At 71.4% G+C, this 23,800-nt stretch carries 15 protein-coding genes and 3 pseudogenes; 1 reads left to right on the plus strand and 17 read right to left on the minus strand.

Annotated features, from left to right (window positions below; genetic code table 11):
- Nucleotides 1–26: 26 nt before the first annotated feature.
- The 11 genes and pseudogenes from ABD946_RS35705 to ABD946_RS35755 all read right to left on the minus strand — a co-directional run bounded on the left by ABD946_RS35705 (nt 27) and on the right by ABD946_RS35755 (nt 15,833).
- The gene (locus ABD946_RS35705) at nt 27–1,469 is read right to left on the minus strand and encodes a family 43 glycosylhydrolase (protein WP_345287917.1); all 1,443 of its coding nucleotides are present in this window, start codon (nt 1,467–1,469) and stop codon (nt 27–29) included.
- A 3-nt stretch (nt 1,470–1,472) separates the two neighbouring features.
- Nucleotides 1,473–2,543 carry an aldose epimerase family protein gene (locus ABD946_RS35710; RefSeq protein WP_345287919.1) on the minus strand — a complete coding sequence of 357 codons (1,071 nt, stop codon included), beginning with the start codon at nt 2,541–2,543 and terminating at the stop codon, nt 1,473–1,475.
- A 257-nt stretch (nt 2,544–2,800) separates the two neighbouring features.
- On the minus strand, nt 2,801–4,306 hold the full coding sequence (araA, locus tag ABD946_RS35715) for an L-arabinose isomerase (RefSeq protein ID WP_345287920.1): 1,506 nt from the start codon (nt 4,304–4,306) through the stop codon (nt 2,801–2,803).
- Nucleotides 4,303–4,992 (minus strand): L-ribulose-5-phosphate 4-epimerase, encoded by a 690-nt coding sequence (locus tag ABD946_RS35720; RefSeq protein WP_345287922.1) that lies wholly within the window; start codon nt 4,990–4,992, stop codon nt 4,303–4,305. Before ABD946_RS35720 ends, araA begins: the two co-directional genes overlap by 4 nt.
- Nucleotides 4,989–6,686: pseudogene (locus ABD946_RS35725) on the minus strand (ribulokinase). Before ABD946_RS35725 ends, ABD946_RS35720 begins: the two are co-directional and overlap by 4 nt.
- A gap of 164 nt (nt 6,687–6,850) precedes the next feature.
- Nucleotides 6,851–7,777, minus strand: a complete 927-nt coding sequence (gene yjfF / locus ABD946_RS35730; protein WP_345289897.1) for a galactofuranose ABC transporter, permease protein YjfF — start codon at nt 7,775–7,777, stop codon at nt 6,851–6,853.
- Nucleotides 7,778–7,864: 87 nt separating this feature from the next.
- Nucleotides 7,865–8,885 (minus strand): annotated as a pseudogene (locus ABD946_RS35735) (ABC transporter permease); the annotation flags it as partial.
- On the minus strand, nt 8,882–10,393 hold the full coding sequence (locus ABD946_RS35740) for a sugar ABC transporter ATP-binding protein (protein WP_345289835.1): 1,512 nt from the start codon (nt 10,391–10,393) through the stop codon (nt 8,882–8,884). The pseudogene ABD946_RS35735 and the gene ABD946_RS35740, both read right to left, overlap by 4 nt.
- A 97-nt stretch (nt 10,394–10,490) precedes the next feature.
- Complete coding sequence (locus ABD946_RS35745; RefSeq protein WP_345289836.1) at nt 10,491–11,483, minus strand: ABC transporter substrate-binding protein; 993 nt, start codon at nt 11,481–11,483, stop codon at nt 10,491–10,493.
- Between the two features lie 196 nt (nt 11,484–11,679).
- Nucleotides 11,680–12,702: a LacI family DNA-binding transcriptional regulator gene (locus tag ABD946_RS35750; protein WP_425558788.1), complete on the minus strand. Its 1,023-nt coding sequence runs from the start codon at nt 12,700–12,702 to the stop codon at nt 11,680–11,682.
- Nucleotides 12,703–12,926: 224 nt separating this feature from the next.
- Nucleotides 12,927–15,833: a glycoside hydrolase family 48 protein gene (locus ABD946_RS35755; protein WP_345289838.1), complete on the minus strand. Its 2,907-nt coding sequence runs from the start codon at nt 15,831–15,833 to the stop codon at nt 12,927–12,929.
- A gap of 691 nt (nt 15,834–16,524) precedes the next feature.
- Here ABD946_RS35755 and ABD946_RS35760 point away from each other — a divergent pair.
- Nucleotides 16,525–17,109, plus strand: a pseudogene (locus tag ABD946_RS35760) (catalase); the annotation flags it as partial.
- A 344-nt stretch (nt 17,110–17,453) separates the two neighbouring features.
- Here ABD946_RS35760 and ABD946_RS35765 read toward each other — a convergent pair.
- The 6 genes from ABD946_RS35765 to ABD946_RS35790 form a co-directional block, all read right to left on the minus strand.
- Entirely contained in the window at nt 17,454–18,317 is an 864-nt protein-coding gene (locus ABD946_RS35765; protein WP_345289840.1) for a MurR/RpiR family transcriptional regulator, read from the minus strand.
- A gap of 96 nt (nt 18,318–18,413) precedes the next feature.
- Nucleotides 18,414–19,685: a cyanophycinase gene (locus tag ABD946_RS35770; protein ID WP_345289841.1), complete on the minus strand. Its 1,272-nt coding sequence runs from the start codon at nt 19,683–19,685 to the stop codon at nt 18,414–18,416.
- Between the two features lie 101 nt (nt 19,686–19,786).
- Nucleotides 19,787–20,752 (minus strand): M20/M25/M40 family metallo-hydrolase, encoded by a 966-nt coding sequence (locus ABD946_RS35775; RefSeq protein WP_345289842.1) that lies wholly within the window; start codon nt 20,750–20,752, stop codon nt 19,787–19,789.
- Between the two features lie 231 nt (nt 20,753–20,983).
- Nucleotides 20,984–21,748, minus strand: a complete 765-nt coding sequence (locus tag ABD946_RS35780) for an amino acid ABC transporter ATP-binding protein (RefSeq protein WP_345289843.1) — start codon at nt 21,746–21,748, stop codon at nt 20,984–20,986.
- A gap of 6 nt (nt 21,749–21,754) precedes the next feature.
- A complete protein-coding gene (locus ABD946_RS35785) occupies nt 21,755–22,723 on the minus strand; it encodes an amino acid ABC transporter permease (protein ID WP_345289845.1) in 969 nt (322 codons plus the stop codon).
- A 3-nt stretch (nt 22,724–22,726) separates the two neighbouring features.
- Nucleotides 22,727–23,686, minus strand: a complete 960-nt coding sequence (locus ABD946_RS35790) for an ABC transporter substrate-binding protein (RefSeq protein WP_345289846.1) — start codon at nt 23,684–23,686, stop codon at nt 22,727–22,729.
- Nucleotides 23,687–23,800 lie beyond the last annotated feature (114 nt).

Consider the following 23,800-nt stretch of genomic DNA (forward strand, 5'->3'; position numbering starts at 1 on the left):
ACGGCCGGACCGGGGGTGGGGTGGGTCTACTGCTGGCGGAAGGTCGCGTCGGCCTTGTCGACCGTCGTGGCCACGGCTTGGACCCGCAGCAGGTAGTCGTGGTACCGCACGTACCGGCCGGGCAGGGCGTAGGACTCGTAGCTGACGGCGGCGGAGTCGGCCAGGCCGGCCCGCCGGCGGAAGCTGGCGCTGTCCTTGAACGCCGTGGAGCCGTCGCTCTTCTCCACCCAGACCTCGCCGTTGGGGCGCGAACGCAGGTAGTAGCCGGGGAAGTTGGCGGACTCCAGCGAGACGGTGCCGGAGCCGGAGAGGCCGGGGACGGTGCGGAACTGGGAGTCGGCCAGGTTGGTCACGTCCGGGTCGATCCGGGCCCGGTACTCCCAGTGCCGGATGTAGCGGTCCGGGTAGTTGTAGGAGGAGAACCGGACGGGAGTGGCGCCGTCGGCCACCGGGATGCCGAAGTTGGGGGTGCCGTCGGCGTTCCAGTAGAGCTTCTGCACCCGGGTACGGCGGTTGGGGTCGTTCAGCGGGTCGCCGCTGATGTCCTTGTAGCCGCGGTCGTGGTAGACCAGGATGTCGCTCTTGCCGTCCTCGGACACGGTGAACTGGTTGTGCCCGGGGCCGTACTGGCCGGTGCCCGCGTTGCTCTTGAAGACGGGGGTGGCGCTCTTGGTCCAGGAGGCCGGGTCCAGCAGGTCGGCGGAGGCCGGGGCGCTGAGCAGGCCCAGGCAGTAGTTGCTGTCGGTGGCGGAGGCCGAGTAGCTCAGGAAGACCTTGCCGCCGTGCTGGATCACCGCCGGGCCCTCGTTGACCTTGTAGCCGACGGTCTCCCAGGCCAGCGTCGGCACGGTGAGCCGCACCGGGGCGCCCGCCAGGGTCCACGGGTTGCTCAACTTGGCGATGTAGACGTTGGAGTTGGTGTTGATCGCCGGGTCCTGCTGGGCCCAGCTCAGGTACCGGGTGCCGTTCACCGTGAAGGTGGTGGCGTCCAGCGCGAAGCTGTCCACCGGGGTGGCGATCCGGCCCTTCTCGGTCCAGCTCCCGGTGAGGGGGTTGGCGGCCGAGGTCTCCAGCACGTACATCCGGATCTTCCAGATGTCGGTGGTGCTGCCGGCGGCGAAGTAGACGTACCACTTGCCGTCGATGAAGTGGATCTCCGGCGCCCAGATGTGCGCCCCCATCTCACCGGTGGCGTGCTTGGTCCAGATCACCGTCTCGGGCGCGGTGGCCAGACCCTGGATGGTGGTCGCGCGGCGCAGCACGATCCGGTCGTACTCGGGGGCGGTCGCGGTGAAGTAGTAGAAGCCGTCGCTGTGCTTGTAGATCTGCGCGTCGGCGCGCTTCTCGATCAGCGTGTTGCCGTACGAGACAGCCGGCGAGCCGGGCTCGGCGGCCCGGGCGGGCGCGACCGGCAGCAGGGCGGCGGCCAGGGTGGTGGCGGCCGCCGCGAGCAGGCGGTTCCTGATCATGTGTCACTCCACTGAGAAGCGGTAGGCCGTGGTCGACTCGTAGACCTCGCCCGGGCGCAGGACGGTCGAGGGGTAGTCCGGGACGTGCGGGGAGTCGGGGAAGTGCTGGGTCTCCAGGGCGATGCCGGCGTAGGCCCGGTAGCGGGTGCCGCCGGGGCCGGTGAGCGAGCCGTCGAAGTGGTTGCCGGTGTAGACCTGGATGCCGGGCTCGGTGGTGAGGCAGTCCAGGCGGCGTCCGCTGGCGGGGTGGTGGAGGGTGGCGGCCAGCCGCAGTCCGGGGCCGGGGCGGAGCACCCAGGTGTGGTCGAAGCCGTCCCCGGCCAGCCAGAGCTGGGGGTGGGGTGCGGAGATCCGGCCGCCGAGGCCGGCCGCGGTGGTGAGGTCGAAGGGCAGGCCCTCGACCGGCTCCGGCGCCCCGAGCGGGATCAGGGTCTTGTCGACCGGGAGGTAGGCGTCCGCCTCGACCCGCAGCAGGTGGTCCAGGACCGGCCCGCTGCCCTCTCCGCCGAGGTTGAAGTAGGCGTGGTTGGTGAGGTTGACCACCGTCGGGGCGTCGGTCTCGGCCCGGTAGGTGATGGTCAACTCGCCGCCCCGGTCGAGCAGGTAGGTCACCGTCACGTCGAGCGCGCCGGGGAAGCCCTGGTCACCGGCGGGACTGTGCAGGGTCAGCCGGACGCCGGTCCGCTGGCCCACGCGCAGCTCCTCGCCGTGCCAGAGCCGGGTGGCGAAGCCGTCCGGGCCGCCGTGCAGGGTGTGGCCGGTGGACTGGGTGGCCAGCCTGTGCACGACGCCGTCCAGCGGCAGTTCGCCGCCCGCGATCCGGTTGCCGTAGCGGCCCACGGTGGCGCCGAAGTAGGCGGCCTCGCCCAGGAGTTCGGCGACCGAGCCGCCGCCGAGCACCACGTTGGCGCGCTGTCCGGCCCGGTCCGGCGCGTGCAGCGACTGCAGCCGGGCGCCCAGGCTGAGCACCTCGGCGGTGACGCCGCCCGGGGTGCCGAACACCCAGCGGTCGATGCCTCTCCCGTCCCGCAGCTCGCCCGCGGGGTACCGGTGGATGGTCAGGTCGCCGGTCATGACTGGGTGCTCCCTTTCGTGGAACGACGGTGGGGCGGCACCGGTGCCCGGTACCGCCCCGTGGGTGTGGATGACCTGGACGGTGGCCACCCCGGGGCCCCGAAGGGGCCTTCAGGGGCGCGAGGAACTGCGCGATTCGGAAGGCGGACCAGCGCTAAATCGGGGCACGCGAGCCAGTTGCAGCACGTGCCGTTCCCCCGCGCGCAGTTCCTCGCGCCCCTGAGGCGCTGCCCTTCCGCCCCGCCCCGATTGCCGGGTCAGAAGCCCTGGGCCAGGCGGTGGTAGGCCTGGTTCCAGCGGAGCTCGCGGGTGAACTGGCGGATCGTGGTGTCGGAGTCGATCAGGACCAGCTCGGTGCTGAGCATCTCCGCCAGGTCGTCGAGCTGCTCGGCGCCGAGCGCGGAGGAGAGCACCGTGTGGTGCGGGGCCCCGGCGGCCAGCCAGGCCTCGGCGGAGGTGTGGAAGTTGGGCCGGGGCTGCCAGACCGCGCGGGCGACCGGGAGTGCGGGCAGCGGCTCGGCCGGGTCGACCACGTCGATCTGGTTGGCTACCAGGCGGAAGCGGTCGCCCAGGTCGGCCAGGCCGACCACCACGGCCGGGCCGGGGGCCGCGTCGAAGACCAGGCGGACCGGGTCCTCGCGGCCGCCGATGCCGAGCGGATGGACCTCGCAGGACGGGGTGGCGGAGGCGATGGAGGGGCAGACCTCCAGCATGTGCGCGCCGAGGATCAACTCCCGCCCGGGCTCCAGGTGGTAGGTGTAGTCCTCCATGAAGGAGGTGCCGCCGGGCAGGCCGGTGGCCATCGCCTTGAGGGTGCGCAGCAGGACCGAGGTCTTCCAGTCGCCCTCGCCGCCGAAGCCGTAGCCGTCGGCCATCAGGCGCTGGACCGCCAGGCCGGGGAGCTGGCGCAGGCCGCCGAGGTCCTCGAAGTTGGTGGTGAAGGCGCGGAAGCCGCCCTCGGTGAGGAAGGTGCGCAGACCGGCCTCGATCCGGGCGGCGTAGCGCAGGGACTCGTGCCGCTCGCCACCCGGACGCAGGGCGGGGGCGAGGCGGTAGCCGTCCTCGTACTCCTTGACGAGCTCGGTGACGGTGGCCTCGTCGGCGGCGTCGACCACCTCGACCAGGTCGTTGACGCCGTAGGTGTTGACCGAGACGCCGAAGCGGAGCTGGGCCTCGACCTTGTCGCCCTCGGTCACGGCCACGTCGCGCATGTTGTCGCCGAAGCGGGCCAGCTTGAGGGTCGCCATCTCGGCGCGGCCGGTGGCGGCACGGGCCCAGGAGGCGATCCGGGTGGCCACGGTGGGGTCGCTGACGTGGCCGGCCACGGTCTTGCGGGCGACGCCGAGGCGGGACTGGATGTAGCCGAACTCGCGGTCGCCGTGGGCGGCCTGGTTCAGGTTCATGAAGTCCATGTCGATGGTGGACCAGGGCAGTCGGACGTTGGCCTGGGTGTGCAGGTGGAGCAGCGGCTTGCGCAGCGCGTCCAGGCCGGCGATCCACATCTTGGCCGGGGAGAAGGTGTGCATCCAGGCGATCAGGCCGATGCACTCGTCGGCCGCGTTGGCCTCCAGGCAGATCCGGCGGATCGCCGGGGCGTCGGTGAGCACGGGCTTCCAGACCACCGTGACGGGCACCTCGGGGTTGCCGTCGAGCTGCTCGGCGATCCGCCGGGACTGCTCGGCGACCTGGCGCAGGGTCTCCTCGCCGTACAGGCCCTGACTGCCGGTCAGGAACCAGACCTCGCGGCCTTCGATCGACTTCATGCGTGGGTCTCCTTGGCGGCGGTGGCCGGCTGCTGGCCGTACACGTTCTGGTAGCGGAAGTTGAGGCTGTCGATGTCCGCCTGGGCGATCGGCAGCGGTTCGCCGAGCTGGCGGGAGATGTGCACGGTGCGGGCGACGTCCTCGCACATCACGGCGGCCTTGACGGCGGCCTTGGCGTCCTTGCCGATGGTGAAGACGCCGTGGCTCTTCATCAGGACGGCGGGCGAGCGGTGGCCGCGCAGGGTGTCGACGATGCCGCGGCCGATCGAGTCGTCGCCGATCAGGGCGAACGGGCCGATCGGGATCTCGGCGCCGAACTCGTCGGCCATCGCGGTCAGCACGCAGGGGACGGCCTCGCCGCGGGCGGCCCAGGCGCAGGCGTAGGTGGAGTGGGTGTGCACCACTCCCCCGACCTCGGGCAGGTGGCGGTAGACGTAGGCGTGGGCGGCGGTGTCGGAGGAGGGCGAGTGGGCGCCCTCGACAACGACGCCGTCCAGGTCACAGAGGATCATGTTCTCCGGCGACAGCTCATCGTAGGAGACGCCGCTGGGCTTGATCACCATCAGGTCCTCGCCGGGCACCCGGGCGGACACGTTGCCGGCCGTCCAGACCACCAGGTCGTACCGCACCAACTCCTGGTGCAGGTGACTGACCTGACGGCGGATCAGGTCGATCAGGTCGCTCACGATGCCTCACAGTTCTGGGTCAGGGCGGTGTTCCGGATGCGGCGCAGGCGGTGCAGCTGCTTGTCCGCCGCCGTGCCGAAGTGCTCGTGCAGTTCGCGGTACTCGGCGAACAGCTCGTCGTAGGCGTCGGCCCGGGCCGGGTCGGGCCGGTACGCGGCGCGCTCCACCCGGCCCATCGCGGCGGCGGCGGTGCGCACGTCCGGGTGGGCGCCGGCCGCGACGGCGGCGTGGATGGCGGAGCCGACGGCGGGGCCCTGGGTGGAGACCGCGAGCGAGACCGGGCGGCGCAGCACGTCGGCGTAGATCTGCATCAGCAGGGCGTTCTTCTTGAGCCCGCCGGTGACGATGAACTCGGTGACGGGGACGCCGCCCCGCTCCAGCGCCTCGACGATGGTGCGGGTGCCGAAGGCGGTGGCCTCCAGCAGGGCCCGGTAGACGTCCTCGGGGCGGGTGGCCAGGGTGAGGCCGACGATCACGCCGGAGAGGTGGTGGTCCACCAGGGTGGAGCGGTTGCCGTTGAGCCAGTCGAGGGCGACCAGGCCGTGTCCGCCGACGGGCTGGCCGGCCGCCTTTCGGGTGAGCAGCTGGTGGGCGTCCTCGCCGGTGGCCTCGGCCTCGGCGAGATAGTCGGCGGGCAGGCCCTGGCGCAGCCACCAGGCGAAGATGTCGCCGACGGCGCTCTGCCCGGCCTCGTAGCCGTAGGCGCCCTCGACGATGCCGCCCTCGACCACGCCGCAGATGCCGGGGACGTCGGCCAGGGTGGCGCCGTTGACGACGTGGCAGGTGGAGGTGCCCATGATGGCCAGCAGCTGGCCGTTCTCCACGGCCTGCGCGGCGGGGGCGGCGACGTGGGCGTCGACGTTCCCGGCGGCGACCGCGATGCCCTCCGGCAGGCCGGTCCAGGCGGCGGCCTCGGCGGTCAGGTTGCCCACCCGGGAGCCGAGGTGGGCGAGCGGGTGCTCCAGGCGGGTGCGGGCGAAGTCGGCGAACTCGGGGTTGAGGGCGGCGAGGTACTCCTCGGAGGGGTAACTGCCGTCCTGGTACACGCCCTTGTAGCCGGCGGTGCAGGTATTGCGGCTCTCGGTGCCGGTGAGCTGCCAGACGATCCAGTCGGCGGCCTCGATCCACCGCTCGGTGGCCGCGTAGACGCCCGGGTCCTCCTCCAGCAGCTGGAGGGCCTTGGCGTACTGCCACTCGGCGGAGATCTTGCCGCCGTAGCGGCCGATCCACTTCTCGCCGCGCTGGTGGGCGAGTTCGTTGATCCGGTCGGCGTGGATCTGCGCGGCGTGGTGCTTCCACAGCTTGGGCCAGGCGTGCGGGCGGTCGGCGAGCGCGGTCTGCGCCAGCGGGGTGCCGTCGGCGGTGACCGGCAGCACGGTGCAGGCGGTGAAGTCGGTGGCGATGCCGATCACGGGCGGCCGGGTCGACGCCGCTGGCGGCGAGCGCGGCGGGGACCGCGGTGCGCAGCACCTGGCGCCAGTCCTCGGGGTGCTGGAGCGCCCAGTCGGGCGGCAACTGCTCGCCGGTGCCGGGGAGTCGGTGCTCGATCACGCCGTGCGGGTACTCGTGGACGCCGGTGCCGAGCTCCTCGCCGTCACTGACCCGCACCACCACGGCGCGCGGCCGGAGAGGGTGCCGAAGTCGACGCCGACGACGTAGCGCTCCGGGGAGTCGGTGGTTGGTGGCACGTTCACGTCCTTCGTTCGTTGCGAGGTTTCTGGTACCGGCCGCCGGGAGGGGTCCGCGGCGTTGCGGGCCGGCGGCCGGTCTGCCCGTCCCGTGGGGGGACGGGGCCGCTCGTCCTGGGCGGGCCGAAGCGGGGGGCCGGCCCAGCGTGCGGAGTCTGACGCCGCGTCGGCTACACCCGGCGGCGGGCCGTCATCAGGCGCTGGAGCAGGATGAAGACGAACAGCAGCGCGCCGATCACGATCTTGGTCCACCAGGAGCTGAGCGTGCCCTGGAAGGTGATCACGGTCTGGATCAGGCCGAGCACCAGCACGCCGAGCACGGTGCCCAGCAGGTAGCCGGAGCCGCCGGTGAGCAGGGTGCCGCCGATCACCACCGCGGCGATCGCGTCCAACTCCAGCCCCACCGCGTGCAGTCCGTAGCCCGACAGCATGTAGAAGGTCATCAGCACGCCGCCGAGCGCCGAGCAGAAGCCGCTCACCCCGTAGACCGCGATCTTGGTGCGGGCCACCGGGAGGCCCATCAGCAGCGAGGACTGCTCGCTGCCGCCGAGCGCGTAGACGTTGCGGCCGAACTTGGTGTGGTGCAGCACGGTGAACGCCGCCACCACCACCAGCACCGCGATCAGCACGCTCGGCGAGACGAACAGCTCGCCCAGCGGGATCTTGGTCTGGGCCATCGCGGTGTACGTCGGGTCGGTGATCGAGATGGAGTCGATGCTGATCGTGTAGCAGAGGCCCCGGGCCAGGAACATGCCCGCCAGCGTCACGATGAACGGCTGGATCTCGAAGTTCTGGATCACCCAGCCCATCGCCAGGCCGGCTCCGGTGCCGATCGCCAGCACCAGCGGGATCACCACCAGCGGCGGCCAGCCGTGCGTCTGGACCAGCCAGGCGGAGACCATGGTGGAGAGGGCGACCATCGCACCGACCGAGAGGTCGATGCCGCCGGTCAGGATCACGAAGGTCATGCCGACCGCGACCACCAGCAGGAAGCCGTTGTCGATCAGCAGGTTGAGCAGCACCTGCCCGGAGAAGAAGCCCTGGTAGTTCACCGAGCCGACGGCGAACATCACCACCAGCAGCACCGAGGTGACCAGGACGGGAGTTGACCCCGGCCGCGCCGGGAAATGGTGTTCAGGACGGTGCTCATGCTCCGACCTCCAACTTCTCGGACGCCACCGGCGGGCGCCGTGCTTGGCGCGGGAGCGCCGTCGGGCGGCCTTGGCCCGGAAGGCGGGCGACTGGACCAGGCAGACGGTGATCACCACGACGGCCTTGAAGACCAGGGTGGTTCTCCGGCGGGATGCCGATGGTGTAGACGGTGGTGGACAGGGTCTGGATGACGAGGGCGCCGAGCACCGTACCGCCGAGCGAGAAGCGGCCGCCGTTCAGCGAGGTGCCGCCGACCACCACGGCCAGGATCGCGTCCAGTTCGATCCAGAGCCCGTGCGTTGTTGCCGTCGGCGCTGGAGACATTGGAGCTGATCATCAGTCCGGCCAGGGCCGCGCAGAGCGCGCTGACCACGTAGACCAGCCCGACCAGCCGGGCCGCCCGGATGCCGACCAGGCGGCTGGCCACCGGGGTTGCCTCCGACCGACTCCAGCAGCAGTCCGAGCGCGGTGCGCCGGGTGAGCGCCGAGGCCAGCAGGGACCACGGCACCGGCCAGCAGGATCGAGAACGGCACGGTGAGCCAGTAGCCGCCGCCGATCAGCTTGTACGGCTCGCTGGTGATGGTGATGATCTGACCGTCCGTGATGAGCTGGGCGACGCCGCGCCCGGCCACCATCAGGATCAGGGTGGCGATGATCGGCTGGACCCCGATCCTGGCCACCAGCAGGCCGTTGACCCCACCGAGCAGCACCGCCACGCCGAGGGCGATGCCCACGGCCGTGAGCACCGTGCCCGGACTGCCCGGGTCGGCTGCCTGGCTGATGTGCAGACAGGCCAGCGCGCCGGCGATCGCGACGGTGGAGCCGACCGAGAGGTCGATGCCGCCGGTGGCGATCACCAGGGTCATGCCGAGCGCCACCAGGATCAGCGGCGAGCCGAAGTGCAGGATGTCGATCAGGCTGCCGTAGAGGTGGCCGTCCTTGATCCGGATCGCGAAGAAGTCCGGGGTGAACGCCAGGTTGGCGAGCAGCAGCGCGAGCAGCACGGCGGCCGGCCAGAAGAGACGGTGTCGGGTGATGCGGTTCAGGCTCACGACGTGGCTCCGCTCGCGATGGTCTCCATGATCCGCTCCGGGGTGAGCGTGCCGTCGTTGCGCAGCTCGGCCACCAGCCGGTGGTCACGCAGCACCCCGACCCGGTGGCTGAGGCGCAGCACCTCCTCCAGCTCGGCGGAGATGAACAGGACCGACATGCCGTCACCGGCCAGCTTGGCCACCAGCTTCTGGATCTCGGTCTTGGCGCCGATGTCGATGCCACGGGTGGGCTCGTCGAGGATCAGCAGCTTGGGGTCGGTGATCAGCCACCGGGCCAGCAGCACCTTCTGCTGGTTGCCCCCGCTGAGGTTGCGGATCAGCGCCTCGGGGTTGTTCGGGCGGATGTCCAGGGCGCGGATCCAGCGGATCGCCAGCTCGTCCTGGGCAGAGCGAGAGAGCGGGCGGGTCCAGCCGCGGGCGGCCTGGAGGGCCAGCACGATGTTCTCCCGCACCGTCAGGTCGCCGACCAGGCCCTCGGTCTTGCGGTTCTCCGAGCAGAAGGCGATTCCGTGGCCGATCGCGGCCCGTGGGCTGCGCAGCGCGGCTGGCTCGCCGTTGATCTTCACGCTGCCCTGGTCACTCTGGTCGGCGCCGAACAGCAGCCGGGCCGCCTCGGTCCGTCCGGAGCCCAACAGGCCTGCCAGGCCGACCACTTCACCGGGCCGGATGGACAGGTCGTACGGCTCCACCGCGCCGCGGCGGGCCAGGCCCTGGGCGCGCAGGAAGGAGGTCCCGGTGGGCTCGGTCCGGGTGGCCCCGGCCAGTTCGGCCAGGCCGGTGAGCTCGCCGCCGATCATCCGGGCGACCAGCGCCACCTGGCTCAACTCGCTGGTGAGGTACTCGCCCTCGTGCCGGCCGCCGCGCAGGATGGTCATCCGGTCGGAGATCTCGTAGATCTGGTCCAGGAAGTGCGAGACGAACAGGATCGCCACCCCCTGGTCGCGCAACCGCCGCATCACCGCGAAGAGTTGACGCACCTCGTCGCGGTCCAGGCTGGAGGTCGGCTCGTCCAGGATCAGCACCTTGGCGGAGACGTCCACCGCGCGGACGATGGCGACCAGCTGCTGGACGGCGATCGAGTAGCTGCTCAGCGGGGCGGTGACGTCGATGTCCAGGTCCAGCGCGGCCACCGACTCGGCGGCCCGGCGCCGGAGTTCGGCCCACTGGATCAGCCCGAAGCGGCGCGGCTCGCGGCCGATGAAGATGTTCTCCGCGACCGAGAGGTTCGGGCAGAGGTTGACCTCCTGGTAGACGGTGGAGATCCCGGCCTGCTGGGCCTGGAGCGGCCCGCCGATCCGGACCGCCCGCCCGGCCAGGCGGACCTCGCCGCCGTCGCTCTCGTAGACACCGGTGAGCACCTTGATCAGAGTGGACTTGCCCGCGCCGTTCTCACCCATCAGCGCGTGCACCTCGCCGGGGAAGAGCCGCAGGTCGACCCCGTCCAGTGCCACCACGCCCGGGAACTCCTTGCGGATTCCCCGTACTTCCAGGACCGGTTGCGCGTGCATCCCGTCCCTCCCTCTCTCGTGGTCGGTGTGCGGGCGGCCCTCCGCCGAGGGCCGCCCGCACACCGGGCTCCGTCGTCGTGTCGGTACTGGCGGTGCGTCAGTACTGACGGGACGGCAGCGCGGCGGCGGCCTGGTCCTGAGTGAAGACGCCCTCGACCGTCTTGATCCGGCGCTCGACCGGCTGGCCCGCCTTGACCTTCTTCACCAGCTCCATCAGCTGGTCGCCGAGCAGCGGGTTGCACTCGACCACGACGTTGATCTTGCCGTCGGCCATCGCGGTGAACGCGTCCTTGACGCCGTCGACCGAGATGATCTTGATGTCCTTGCCCGGCTTCTTGCCGGCCTCCTCGATCGCCTGGATCGCGCCGAGGGCCATGTCGTCGTTGTGCGCGTAGAGCACGTCGATCTTCGGCTGGGACTTCAGGAAGGCCTGCATGACCTCCTTGCCCTTGGCCCGAGTGAAGTCACCGGTCTGCGAGGCGACCACCTTGAACTTGGCGTCGCCCTTGATGACGTCGCCGAAGCCGGCCTTGCGGTCGTTGGCCGGGGCGGAGCCGGTGGTGCCCTGGAGCTCGACGATGTTCACCGGCTCGGCCTTGCCCTGGTACTCCTTCACCAGCCAGTCGCCGGCCTTCTTGCCCTCCTCGACGAAGTCCGAGCCGAGGAAGGTGGCGTAGAGCGACTCGTCCTTGGAGTCCACCGCGCGGTCGGTGAGCACCACCGGGATCTTGGCGTCCTTGGCCTCCTTGAGCACGGTGTCCCAACCGGACTCGACCACCGGCGAGAAGGCGATGACGTCCACCTTCTGCTGGATGAAGGAGCGGATCGCCTTGATCTGGTTCTCCTGCTTCTGCTGCGCGTCGGAGAACTTGAGCGTCACGCCGGCCTTCTTCGCGGCGTCCTGCACCGACTTGGTGTTGGCGGTGCGCCAGCCGCTCTCGGCGCCGACCTGGGAGAAGCCGACGGTGAGCGCTCCGGAACCGCCGCCCGCCGCGTCCTTCGACCCGCCGCCGGACCCGCCGGAGCCGCAGGCGGTGAGGGCGACGGCCATCGCGGTGGCGACCAGGGCCACCGCAGCTCTCTTGGACATGTTCGGGTTCCTCTCCGGTGGGGGAAGCGGGCGGCGCGCCCACGCGCCGTGTTTCGCTGAGGTGAATTGTTAACGCTAACAATTCACTGCCACAAGAGGCTCGTACGGCGTTACCCAATCTTGACCGGGCCCCGCGGGCGCCGGGCCGGCGGCCCGGCAGGGCTCAGCCCGGGCTCAGCCCCGGATCAGTCCGGGATCAGTGGCGCGGGGCCGGCCCGCTGCTCCGTCGGAGCACCAGCTCCGGCGAGATCAGCACGTGGTCACGGGCGCTGATCTCCACTCCGGACACCTGCTCGACCAGCAACTCCAGTGCCCGGCGGCCGAGTTCGGCGAAGTCCTGCCGGACGGTGGTGAGCGGCGGGGTGAAGTACGCCGCCTCGTGCACGTCGTCGAACCCGACCACCGAGACGTCACCCGGCACCGCCCGGCCGGCCTCGTGCATCGCCCGCAGCAGCCCCAGCGCCATGTGGTCGTTCCCGCAGAACACCGCGGTCACCCCGGGCTCCTCGGCCAGTCTCAGCCCGGCCTGGTACCCGGACCGGGCGCTCCAGTCGCCGCTGCGCACCTCCGGCACCCGGGCGCCGGCCGCCTCCAGCACCTCGCGCCACCCCCCCTCCCGGTCCTGGCTCTCCAGCCAGCCGCCCGGCCCCGCCACGTGGTGCACCGTCGGATGGCCCAGGTCCAGCAGGTGGCGGGTGGCCTCCGCGGCGCCGCGCCGGTTGTCCACCGAGACCATCGGCACCCGGCTCTGCCGGCCGGACCCGACCGCCACCACCGGCACCGAGGTGGAGAGCCGGGACACCGAGCTCACCGCGGAGATCTGCGGGGCGATCACCACCACGCCCTCCACTCCCTGGTCCCGCAGCCGGTCCACCGCCTCCTGCACGGAGCGGCTGTCCAGCGAGCGCAGGCTCGCTACGCTCACGAAGTACCCGGCGTTGCGGGCGGCCCGCTCGATCCCGTCCAGCATCGAGGCCGGGCCGTAGAGGGTGGAGTCGAAGCTCACCACGCCCAGGGTCTGGGACCGCTTGGTGACCAGCGCCCGGGCCGCCGAGTTCGGCCGGTAGTCCAACTCGCGGATGGCCGCCAGCACCTTCTCCCGGGTATCGGGCCGTACGTGCGGGGCGTCGTTGAGCACCCGCGACACGGTCTGGTGCGAGACGCCCGCCAACTTCGCCACGTCGGCCATCACGGGCTGCCGTGCCTCGGCGCTGTCGATTCCCACGTACGTCCCCCTCGGCGGTGCCGGCGGCCTGGTTGGCGGTCCTGATGGCGTTCGCACGAGTCTAGTTGTTGTTCACGCTCACAGACCGGCGGGGCAGCCGCTCCGTGCTCCGGCACCGGCCGGCGGGAGCCCGGACGCCCTCCCGGCGGGCCACCGGTCCGGCGAAAAGGCCCGGCCCCGCCCCTCCTTCCGGAGGGGCGGGGCCGGGCCGGCGGCGGTCAGCCGAAGAGTTCGCCGTAGGTGGCCATCGCGGTGGCGACGTCCGCCTGGGCCCAGAACCGGTGGTAGCTGAAGACCGGGGCCGGGCCGCCGTCCAGGTAGGCCTGGACCTTGGCGAAGTCGGGGTCGTTCTTGTAGAAGGAACGGATCGAGAGGAAGGTGGAGGAGCCGTTCACCGGGTCACCGTTGGGCATGGTGCCGGTCCAGCCGGAGGGCACCGAGACGGCGTCCTTGAAGCGGCTGTAGTCCGTCCTGGTCTCCGCCACCGAGACGCCCTTGGCGTCCCGGTGGTTGGCCCACATCCCGTCCAGCAGCTTCTGCGCCGCCGACTTGGCCGCCGCGTTGCCGGACTTGGCCGCGTAGTAGGAGAGCAGCTTGGCGTAGGAGCCGGCCACGCCGACGTCGTTGGTGTAGTCGACGACGCTCACGTGCAGGCCGGTGTTGGCACCGGGTGCGGCGGCGTTCCAGGTGTCCGGCTTGCCGCTCCAGGACAGGGTGGACGGGATCTTGTAGGTGCCGTCGGCGTTGAAGGTGGTCTTGCCGAGCGCCCAGGTCACCCACTTGTCCAGGACGGCCTTGGCCTTGGCGTCACCGCTGGCGTAGTAGTACTCGGCGACCCGCTCCAGGCCCCAGGTCTGGAAGCCGAACCACTGGTTGCTCGGCGGGTCGTGGTAGACCGGCGCCTCGTCGTAGAACATCCCGTAGAAGGTCGGCGTCCCCGCGGGCGGGCTGGCGTAGCTGCCCTCCCAGCTGTTGGTCGCACCGCCGGCGATGGCGCCCTCGGCGGACTGCAGCCACTGCACGAACTCCACCTGCCGGGTCAGGCTGGTGGCCCAGTCCGCCTTGCCGGTGGCCGACTTGGGGGCCAGTGCGGGGTCGGTGGTCAGCGCGTAGGCCGCCATCGGGTTCTGGTAGCCACCGTGTGCGGCACCGTCGCCGATCCGCCAGGACCAGCCGGCCGAGGTGTCGTAGGCACCGCCCCAGGCGTAGTACCAGGAGAGCAGGTAGTGCGAGGAGTCCTTGCCGGTGCCGGCCGGGCAGGTGGAGGGGCCGACGCAGTTCCCGATCTTCTTGAAGTACTTGTCGAAGAAGGAGTAGCGCAGGTAGTCCCCCATCTTCCCGGCCTTGGCGACGGTGGCCGAGACCTGGCCGCCGTTGCCCTGGGCCTTGGCCCAGGTGTCGGCCCAGTAGGCGGCCTGGACGGCGCGCGCGTCGGCGTCGGGGGCGTCGGTGAACTTCCACTGCTTGGCGTAGGAGTTGTCCTTGACGAACAGGTCCAGGTAGCCGTTCTTGCCGCCGTAGGCGAACTTGTCGCAGGTCGGCTGCGGGATGGTCTCCCAGACCGACTCCTGGGCGCCGCGCTGGTAGGTGTTGATGTAGGACGGGCCGGTGTCGCTCGGACCGGCCTCGCACGTGCCGGGCGCGTTGCCGTAGCCGTAGACGTTGTCGACGTCCTGGAGCCAGTGCATGCCGTAGATGTCACTGGTGCCGTAGGCGGCGGAGAGCTCGGCGGCGATCGGGTCCTGACCCGCCGTCACCGAGGTGTTCAGCGGCGCCGGGTAGTCGGAGGGCAGCGGCATCTCGGGGGCGTAGGTCGCCGGCTTGGCGGCGTTGTAGGAGCCGGTGGTCGGCTGGTCCGCGTGGGTGGGGATCATGTACGTCTCCATCAGCGCCCACGCCGCGTTGAACTTCGACCAGTCCTTGGTGATCCGGCCGTACTGGGCCTCCAGCCAGATCAGGTAGCTGTACGCCTCCGAGGTGGTCTGGTGGCCGTGGTCCGGAGCCTCGACCAGCAGGGTCTCCACCGAGTGGTAGGGGATGCCCTCGGGCGAGAAGTACCCGTTGGCCGGGTCCTTGAGCTTGGCGTGGAGCTGGAGGAAGCGGTCGTTGTAGACGCCCGTCCCGGCGGCCAGCTCGGTGACCGTGACGGTGGCGGCGGTGTGGCCGCCGGCCGTCGCGGTGAAGGTCGCCGCACCGGTGGAGGAGGCGTCGGCGGCGACCGTGACGGTCTGCGCGGTGGCCCAGTTGGCGGGCGTGAAGGTCAGGCTCGCGCCGCCGCTGACGGACAGTCCGGAGTTGCCCGAGGTCCGCGCGGTGGTCACGGTGACGTTGGCGGCGGGCTGGGCGGAGAGCTTGACCGCCACGGTGCCCGTCCCGCCCTGGGTCACCGAGAGACTCGCCGGGGTGGCACTGACGGACGGTCCGGCGGCGACGGTGATGCCCGCCGGTGCGGACTCGCTGCTCGCACCGGTGGAGTCGTACGCCTTGGCGTAGACCGAGTGGCTGCCGGAGGCGGCACCGGTCCAGCTGTACGAGTACGGGGCGGTGGTGTCGGTGGCGAGCAGGGTGGTGTTGTCGTAGAACTCCACCTTGCTGACCGTCGCCCCGTCGCTCGCGGTCGCGGTGGCCGCCAGCGGGACGGCGGCCCCGGCCGCGTAACTCGCCCCGGGAGCCGGGCTGGTGAGGGTGGTGACTGGGGGTTGATGGGCTCCGGTGCAGGGGGTGCCGTTGACGCTGAAGGCGGTGGGCGCCGCGTTGGTGCCGCTGTAGGCGAAGTTGGCACCCGCCGTGGCGTTGCCCCCGGCCGGGATACTGGCGGCCCAGGCGGGCGCGGTGACGGTGACGTTCTTGCCGCTCTGGCTCCAGGTGCCGTTCCAGCCGGTGCCGGAGAGGGTCTGGTTGCCGGTGTAGGCGTAGCTGAGCGTCCAGCCGTCGACCGGGGCCGTGCCGAGGTTGTTGACCTTGACGTTGGCGGTGAAGCCGGAGCCCCAGTCGTTGACGGAGTAGTCCACGCCGCACTGGACGGTGGCGGCCGAGGCCGGGACGGCGACGGCGGTGGAGAGTCCGGCGGCGAGCAGCGCCAGGGCCGCGCCGAACGCGGGCAGGCGGGTGGTCGGGGGTGACATCTGTCGACTCCTGCGGGTGGGGGATGAGGAGGGCAGAACTGTGGGAGCGCTCCCAACAATCGGGAGGACCGGGCGAGGTGTCAAGAGACTGCGCAGTAGGGGGCATTGGGGCCCCTGGATAATCGGACCATCTTTCGAAGTGGCCCGTGGGAGCGCATCCATCTGTTCCCTCAGCTCGGCTGGCCTGCCCCGCTTCCACGAGTACCGAAACCGCCTCGCCGGGTTGGCCGGAACCCACAGCCGGCTCCCCGGCCCGGCCCCGGACGCGCCGACAGGTATGACGGCGCCGGAGCGGGGCAGGCGCAGGGCGAGGTCGGGCCGCCGTGGTCCGGCCGATCACCGGGAGGAACAGAGCTCCCACAGCCATCGAGGCGAGACTGACGGGTCGTCAGGAAAGTCAGCAAAAGGTCAGCATCGATCCGACTAGACCGTGCCGCAGACTGCCACACGTGCGATACGGGTGAGCTGCGCACGCAGTGCCTTGTCCGCAGGCGGGGAGCCCCCGAGCACACCGGAGACCCAGTCGCCGCACTTGCCAGGAACCTGCGATGCGACCGGAATCAAGTCGACCGCCGACACAGAAGTCCGCGGGTCAGCTGCGGTTGCCACGCGGCTTCAGCGCCACGTTCGGCAGCTCCGGTGCCGGGAGCCGCTTGCCCGGGTACCCCTTCACCTCGCCGAAGCGATCGCGATGAAGTTCCACTGGAAGCCCAAGGCGGGCGTGCACTCACTGGTGTGGGAGGAGGCCCAGCTGATCAGCGGCATGGACCCGGACTTCCACCGACGCGACCTAGCCGACGCGATCGAGGCCGGGGCGTTCCCGCAGTGGGAGCTCGGCGTGCAGGTCTTCCCCGACACCGCCGAGCAGACCTTCGCGGGGATCGACCTGCTGGACCCCACCAAACTCGTCCCCGAGGAGCTCGCCCCGGTCCAGGCACTCGGCCTGATGACGCTGACGGCCAACCCGGCGAACAACTTCGCCGAGACCCAGCAGGTCGCCTTCCACCCCGGCCACCTGGTCGCTGGCATCGACGTCACCGACGACCCGTTGCTGGCGGGCCGGCTGTTCTCCTACCTCGACACCCAGATCACCCGCCTCGGCGGCCCCAACTTCGCCCAGATCCCGGTCAACCGCACCCACGCCCCCGTCAACGACATGCTCCGCGACGGCTTCCACCAGGACGCCGTCCACACCGGCCGGGCAGCCCGCGGTCGGGGCAGGCCCGCCGCGCGCCCGGCCGGAGACGAAGGAGGCGGCAGCGTCCTACCGGGTGCTCGGCCCGGTGGTGGGGACCTCGACGGTGTGCAGTGCCGTGGGGACGGCGCCGGGGCGCAGGTGCCCCGGATCGCCTCCCGTACGCACGGCGTGGGCCCGCGCCTCCCCCAACGACGTTCCCGCCCTCGGGCGAGGGCGCCGTCGTCCGGCACATGACCTTCCGTCACCTCTCCGAGGACCCCACGAGGTCGCCGGACTGCTGGAGCTGTTCGACGACTCCGCCCGTGGCCGCCCCTCCGCTCGGCTCCGGCCCCCTCCAGGCGGTGATCGAGATGAGCGTGACGGACACCCTCCGGCGGTGCTCGGCGCGGCAGAGTGCCGGGGCTCAGGGAGCGCAGTGCCTGTCAGTAGAGGCCGAGGGTCTTGGCGATGTCCTCGCGGTGCTGCATGTGCTGGTGTCCTTGCTCGCCCAGGGCGGTCAGGAGGCCGGCGATGACGGTTTCGGTGACGGCGAGGGTGGGGGCGAGGCTGTCGTACGGCGAGGGGGAGGTGACCTGGGCGGGGAGGACGACCTCGGCGTGGGCGGCGACGGGTGAGAGCCAGGTGTCGGTGAAGAGGATGACGCGGCCACCGTGTTCCTGGGTGAGCTGGGCGATGGCGACCTTGTCGGGTTCGTAGCGGCGGTGGTCGAAGACGACCAGGACGTCGCGGCGGCCGAGGGCGGCCAGGACGGCGGTGCGCTCGACGTCGCGGTCGGGCAGGAAGCGGACCTCGTCGCGCAGCTGCATCAGGTGCAGGCCCAGGTACTGGGCGAGGAGGTGGGTGAAGCGTCCGCCGGCGAGGGTGATGCGCCGCTTGGGGTCGGCCAGCAGTTCGACGGCCCGGTCGAGGTCGTGCTGGGGCAGTTCGCTGAGGGTGCGGCCGACGGCGGCGGTGAAGGCGGTCGAGGCGCGTTGCAGCAGGCCGCCTTCGGCGCCGGTGGCCTGCTCCCCTGCGGCGTTGTAGAGGGTGAGGGGGGAGGCGTTGCGGTCGTCGAGTTCGGTGCGCAGCGCGGCTTGGAAGTCGGGGAAGCCGCGGTAGCCGAGGCGGGTGACCAGGCGCAGGACGGTGGGGGCGCTGACCGTGGCGCGCTCCGCGAGGGTGGCGACGGTCTCGAAGCCGGCGGCGGGCCAGTTGGCGAGCAGGACGCGGGCGACCTTGCGTTCGGCGGGGCTGCACTCGCCGAGCCGGGTACGGATCTGCTCGGCGATCGGGGCGGCGGCCGGCATGGTGGCTGGTCCTTTCGGGTGGGTCCTGCGGAAACGATATCGGTTCGGGCCCGCGCTGCCGGGCCCTCGGGGTGACCGGGGCCCGGCGCCGCGGGGTCAGGCGGGGGTGATGTCCACCCGCAGGTCGGTGAGGGTGGCGGTGGTGGTGCCGTCGGTGGTGTGGGCGCGGGTGGCGCCGGTCCTGGTGAAGGTGACCCGGAACTGCGGGTCGCCCTCCCAGGTGGTGGCCGTCGCGGTGCGCTGGGCCGTGGTGGCGGTGAGGGCGCGCGCGGTGCGGGAGAAGGAGTACGGGGTGCCCGCCGAGTTGGCCTCGGAGGAGAAGACGTCGCCGTTGGCCGGGACCGGCGCGCTGACGGTGGGGGCGAGCGGCCGCTTGCCCGGGGCGGGGGTGGTGCGCCGGGTGCGGGGGTCGTACGCGTCCCCGTCGGTGAGGTAGCCGTAGGCGACGCCGCTGATCCGCCATCCGCCGGGCCCGGTGGCGGCGCGGGCGTGGCGCAGGTCCAGCACCGAGACGCCGTGGGTGCCGAGGACGCGGATCGCCTCCGCGTGCGTGCCGGGGTTCTCGACCTCGATGGCGGTGTCCTCGTCGAGGGCGAACACCCGGTCGTGGTGGGTGTCCGCAGCGAGGCGGATGGCCCGGCCTTCGCGTCCGTAGGTGCCGGTGTGGGTGTCGAGGAGGCCGGAGGCCAGCAGGCCGAAGCCGCCGGCGGGCAGGTAGCCGAGGCGGGTGGGGTCCTCGAAGTAGCCGGGTGCGCTGCCGTCGCGCAGGGCGGGATGGCTGTCGCCGCCGGTGACCATGTCCGGTCCGGAGGCAATCTGGGCGCCGGCGCTGGTGCCCGCGACGACCGCTCCGGCCGCGAGCTTGGCGCGGATGGCGGCCAGCACCTTGGAGTCGGTCTGGGCGTCGCCGTGCAGGAGGCTGGTGACGTAACGGTACTGGTCGCCGCCGCCGAAGAAGAATCCGGTCATGCCGTTGACCTGGGCGACCACGGCGTCATCGTCGGCCGCACCGGTGTGTTCGATGTCGACGGGGATCCACTGGGCGTCGGCCGCGCCGTAGGACTTGAAGAGGTCGGCGTAGTAGAGGCCGTTGCAGCGGGAGTTGGAGCAGGTTTCGGGGTCGCTGGCGTGCGGGTCCTGGCTCTCGGGGACGGAGGCCGCGGTCAGGACGCCGATGCGGGCGCGGGTGGTGCCGCCGGCCTTGGCGATGATCTCCCGGTAGATCCGGGCGTCCTTGAGGCCGCCGCCGACGAGGATGAGCGTTCCGGTCTGCCGGTGGGGGGTTGCGGAGGCGGTCGGCGCGGCGGCGGCGAGCAGGCAGGCCGCGGCCAGGACGGTGGTGGCTCTCAGGGCTCTGTTGCTGGACAAGCTGGACTCCTGACGAGACGTGGGAGAAGGGGCCGGGTGCGGCTGTCAGGGCTAACCCGGCCCCCGTTCGGGGCAGGCTCGCGGGCCGGTCTGACGGTGGGTCAGGCGGCGTGGGCGAGGGCGGCGATGGTGGCGGCGAGGACGGCGATCCGGGTGGGGACGGTGGAGACGTCCAGCCACTCCTCCGGCGAGTGGTCGGCTCCGCCGACGGGCCCGAGGCCGTCGAGGGTGGGGACGCCGACGCCGGCGATCAGGTTGGCGTCGCCCACCCCGCCGGTGGAGGCCCCGCCCAGGTCCAGGCCGAGTTCGGCGGCGGCGGTCCGGGCGACGGCGTACATCGACCTGGCCGCGGGGGTGTACTCCATCGGGAGGCAGAGGTCGAGCTGCTGGACGGAGGTGGTGGTGCCGGGGACGGCCGGGTGCCGGGCCAGGCTTCGGACGGCTTCGGCCGCGCGGTGGAGTCCGTCGGTGCTGGTGGCCCGTACCTCGATGCGCAGTTCTGCCTCGGGGCAGATGATGTTGGCGCGGGTTCCGGCGCGGACGACGCCTACGTTGACGGTCACGCCCTCCCAGCGGTCGTTGAGGGCCTGGAGGCCGACGACCAGGTGGGCGGCGGCGAGGGCGGCGTTGGCGCCGCGTTCGGGTTCGATGCCCGCGTGGGCGGCGCGGCCGGTGACGGTGAGCTCGAAGTCCGCGACGCCCTTGCGTTCGACGACGAGGTCACCGTTCTCGCGGGCGCACTCCAGCGCGAGGGCGTGGTCCGTGCCGGCGGCGACCGCCTCGGTGACCGGGCGGCTGGCCGGAGATCCGATCTCCTCGTCCGGGGTGGCCAGCAGGACGACCTCGCCGAACTCCTCCCACCCCGCGCGCAGCAGCACCTCGAGTGCGGTGATGCCCGCCAGCAGGCCGCCCTTGTCGTCGCTGACGCCGGGCCCGTGGGCGAGGGTGCCGTCGATGCGGAAGGGCCGGGCGGCGGCGGTGCCGTCCTCGAAGACGGTGTCCATGTGCCCGGCGAGCAGGATCCGGCGGCCGCCGGGAACGCTCCCGGTGCGCCGGGCGACCACCACGTCGCCGATCTCCGGGTGCGGGGGGCCCGGCGCTCACCCGCTGGACCTCGAAGCCGAGGCCGTCGAGACGTCCCTCGACCCAGTCGGCGACGCGGTTGACGCCGTGGGCGCTGTAGGAGCCGGAGTCGATCGAGACGAGATCGGCGAGGTCCATCAGGTACTGGTCCGTCAGGTCCTGTGCGAGCGGCAGCAGCCGGGTGGCGGTGAACGGGCCCGCCTGGGCGGGGGCGCTCACAGGACCTTGGAGAGGAACGCCTTGGTGCGCTCCTGGTCGGGGTCGGTGAGGACCTTGCGGGGGTCGCCCGCCTCGACGACGACGCCTTCGTCCATGAACACGGCGGTGTCGGCGACCTCGCGGGCGAAGCCGATCTCGTGGGTGACCACGACCATGGTCATGCCGTCGGCGGCGAGGTCGCGCATCACGTCCAGGACGTCGCCGACGAGTTCGGGGTCGAGGGCCGAGGTGGGCTCGTCGAAGAGCATGAGCTTGGGCTTCATGGCCAGCGCGCGGGCGATCGCGACGCGCTGCTGCTGGCCGCCGGAGAGCTGGGCCGGGTAGTGGCCGGCGCGGTCGGCGAGGCCGACGCGCTCCAGGAGCAGCTGCGCCTCGGCCCGCGCCGTCGCGGCCGGGACCCGTGCTACGCGTACCGGTGCTTCGATGACGTTCTCGAGGGCGGTGAGGTGCGGGAAGAGGTTGAAGCGCTGGAAGACCATGCCGATGTCGCGGCGGCGTTCGGCGACCTCGCTCTCGCGCAGCTCGTGCAGGCGGTTGCCGGACTGCCGGTACCCGACGAGGTCGCCGTCGACGGTGAGGCGGCCGGCGTCGACCTTCTCGAGGTGGTTGATGCAGCGCAGGAAGGTGGACTTGCCGGAGCCGGAGGGGCCGAGCAGGCAGCACACCTGGCCTTGTTCGACGGTCAGGTCGATGCCCTTGAGGACCTCGAGGCGGCCGAAGTGCTTGCGCACGCCCTGGGCGTGCACCATGGGCCGGGACATGCGCGGTCAGCCCTTCCGGTTGCGGGTGGCGGGCAGCACGGTGGTGATGCCGGTGAACATGCGGCGCAGCGGGGAGACGTGCGCGGAGCGGGTGGTGCCGCGGCCGTAGCGGCGCTCCAGCCAGGCCTGGGGGACGGACAGCACGGTGGTCAGGGCCAGGTACCACAGGGCGGCGACCACCAGCATCGGGATGACCTGGTAGTTCTGGGCGTAGACGTCCTGGATGTTCGACATCAGGTCGTGCGCGGCGATGACGGAGACGTACGCGGTGGTCTTGAGCATGTTGATGGTCTCGTTGCCCATCGGCGGGATGATGACCTTCATCGCCTGGGGCAGGACGATCCGACGCATCGTCAGAGCGGGCTTCATTCCGAGGGAGTGGGCCGCTTCGGCCTGGCCGGGGTCGACCGACTGGATGCCGGCCCGGACGATCTCGGACGCGTAGGCCGCCTCGTTGAGGCCCAGCGCCAGCAGGGCGGCGATGGAGGGCGTGAGCAGGCTGTTGGTGTCGAACTCGACGAAGGTGACGCTGGTGAACGGGATGCCGATCATCACGTGCTTGTAGAGGGCGGCGGCGTAGGCCCAGAAGATGATCTGCACCAGCAGCGGGGTGCCGCGGAAGAGCCAGACGAACAGGGTGGACAGGCCGTACAGCACGGGGTTGGTGGACAGCCGCATGACGGCGACGAGCGTGCCGAGGGCGAGCCCCATCGCCATGGCGGCGGCGGTGAGCCACAGGGTGGTGACCAGGCCGTCGAAGATGAGGTCGGCGAACAGGTAGTGGCCGACGACGTCCCAGTGGAGGTTGGGGTTCTTGGCGAGGGAGCCGAGCAGGCCGGCCAGCGAGACCAGGGCGAGGGCGGCGGTGGCCCAGCGGCCCCAGTGCCGCACGGGAACGGCGATCAGCTCATCGGCTGAGGCGTCGGATACGGTGCTGCGGTCGGCGCCCGCCGCGAGCTTCGGGGTGGCACTCATGGGTCAGTCCACCGCGCCGTTCTTGACGGCCTTGGGGACGGCGATGGACGCGACGCCGTAGGTGTCGTAGATCTTGGCGAGGGAGCCGTCGTCGATCAGCTGCTGCAGGGCCTTCTGCACGGCGTCGGTGAGCTCGGGCAGGCTCTTGGAGATCGCGATCCCGTTGGGGGAGGCGTTGTAGCCGCCGGTGGCGGCCGGGTCGTCGACGAGCTGGAAGGCGGTGCCGTTGTCAGCGGTCTTGGCGGTCCAGCCGGCCGCGGGCTTGGTCAGGACGTCGGCGACGACCTTGCCGGAGCGCAGGGCGAGTTGGGCGTCGGAGTCCTTCGGGAAGGCCTGGATGTCGATGGCGGGCTTGCCGGCGGCCTTGCAGGCGTCCTGGTGCTTGGTCAGCAGCTTCTGCTGGTTGGTGCCGGTCTGGACGGCGGCCTTCTTCCCGCACAGGTCGTCGAGGGTGACGATCTTCTCCGGGTTGCCCTTGGCCACCATGATGCCGGTGCCGGAGTTGGAGTAGGTGACGAAGTCGACGACCTGCTCGCGTTCCTTGTTGTCGGTGATGGCGCTGATCGCGGCGTCGTACTTGCCGGCCTGGATGGCGGGGACGATGCCGTCGAACTTCTGCGCCTGGAACTCGAACCTCACGCCGAGCTTGGCACCGAGGGCCTGGCCGAGGTCGTGGTCGAGGCCGGTCATCTCGCTCTTGCCCTCGGCGACGTACATCTCGAACGGCGGGTAGGGGACGTCGGTGGCCACCCGGACCTTGCCTGCCTTCTTCACCGATGCCGGGAGAGCGTCGTGCAGGGCGCCGTCCCGGGCGATGGTGACACCGGCGACGGTGACCGGGGCGATGGACACCGCAGCGGATCCGGCGGCGTCACCGGCCGATCCGCAGGCAGTGAGCAGGAGCGCGGCGCACACGGTGGCGACGGCCAGCTGGACCGGTCTACGGGAGAGAGAGGAGTTCACGGCGCAACCTTTCGGGAACCTGGGACGGCGCCAGTGGGGCTGCGCCGCTCGCCAGGACGTTACAGGTGTGACGTCATGAAAGATAGATGTAACGAGGGATACGAATCGGTAACA

The organism is Kitasatospora albolonga, assembly GCF_039535905.1.
Taxonomy (GTDB): domain Bacteria; phylum Actinomycetota; class Actinomycetes; order Streptomycetales; family Streptomycetaceae; genus Kitasatospora; species Kitasatospora albolonga.